Source organism: Bartonella sp. TT29SHDZB, assembly GCF_042193395.1.
GTDB lineage: Bacteria > Pseudomonadota > Alphaproteobacteria > Rhizobiales > Rhizobiaceae > Bartonella.
In genome coordinates this window covers 1-1,194 of sequence record NZ_JBHILQ010000094.1, presented here as the reverse complement: position 1 = coordinate 1,194, position 1,194 = coordinate 1, and the positions used below count along the sequence as shown (strand labels likewise).

At 41.0% G+C, this 1,194-nt stretch carries 2 protein-coding genes; one reads left to right on the top strand and one right to left on the bottom strand.

Translation table 11 applies throughout. The features are described from left to right. The coding region (locus ACFIJJ_RS09760; protein WP_375646802.1) for a tyrosine-type recombinase/integrase at positions 1–956 on the bottom strand (956 nt) is incomplete at its 3' end. A 149-nt stretch (positions 957–1,105) separates the two neighbouring features. Between ACFIJJ_RS09760 and ACFIJJ_RS09755 the strand changes: the two genes are divergently transcribed. Further along, the coding region (locus ACFIJJ_RS09755; protein ID WP_375646804.1) for a glycoside hydrolase family protein at positions 1,106–1,194 on the top strand (89 nt) is incomplete at its 3' end.

Here is a 1,194-nt window from a genome sequence, read left to right as displayed (position 1 = left end):
TTTCTCATATACGCCGCCATCATCGTATGTGAAAGAGGACCACGACCGGTAAGTGAAAAGATGAAATCACTTTTAGAAATACAGCGGGCTTGTTCAATTACTTTTAATGCTTCAGATGATAAGGGGACGCGAAATTCTTTTGTTGTATCACGCTTTCCTTTCATATTCTCAGCAGGTATGGTCCATATATCCCCATCAATTTGATCTTTATGAATATGACGTAAAGGGTTAGAGCGAACCCCTGTAAGGATAAGCAAGCGCAAAGCAAGATGTGTTATGTTTTGTGTTTTACAGAGGAACTGATAAAAAGCTGGTATATCTTTCCAATCCATTGCTGGTCTATTAGTGATCTTATGACGTTGTTTTCCTAAGAGAGCACGTGCTTTTTCTGTTGCTTGTAAATCAACATCCAAACCCAAAGCAGCCGCATGTTTGAGACAAAGATTAAGACGTATCAATGCTATCTGAGCTGTTCCAGCTTTTGTATGCCAAATGGGAGAAAGCGTATCGCGTATCTCTGTTTGTGTAATCTCTGAAACGGGGAGGCAACCTAATTTAGGGAGAATGTAAAGCCGCAAAGGTGAAAACCAATCACTAGCCTTACCATCTCTTTTTAATTCGGCTTTACGACTTTCAAAAGCATCTACGGCAATGTCTTTTAAGTAATGGAGATTGCTTATTGCCTCACGCTTTTGTTTATCGCGTTCTTGAATAGGGTCACGCCCTTCACGAAGAACAGCACGCCACCCAGTTGCTAATTCACGGGCTTGTTTTAAAGAGACATGTCTTAAGGCACCCAAGCCCATTTCACGGCGCCGACCATGAATGGTATAGCGATAAATCCATTGAGCACCTCCATCTTGACGCTTATGAAGTAACAAGCCGGCACCATCATTATATTTGCCAGCTCCCAATGTTGCGACAGCCCTTGCATTAAGACGGTTCATAAGAGCCATTTTTAATCCTTTCTTATACAAATTTGATCCACACACTCATCCCACTTGTTATGTGCAAATGAGTGGTTTTGATTGATTCAAGATAAACAGATTTGAAATGAGAGAATCCTACGTTATTCGAGACTCTCATTCAATATGCAAAGCAGTAAATTATCATTATAAATCAATGTCTTGTAGAGGCTTATCGAGATACGGCATGTGTCTGGACGATTGGTTATGGTCACACCAGCAATGCGGG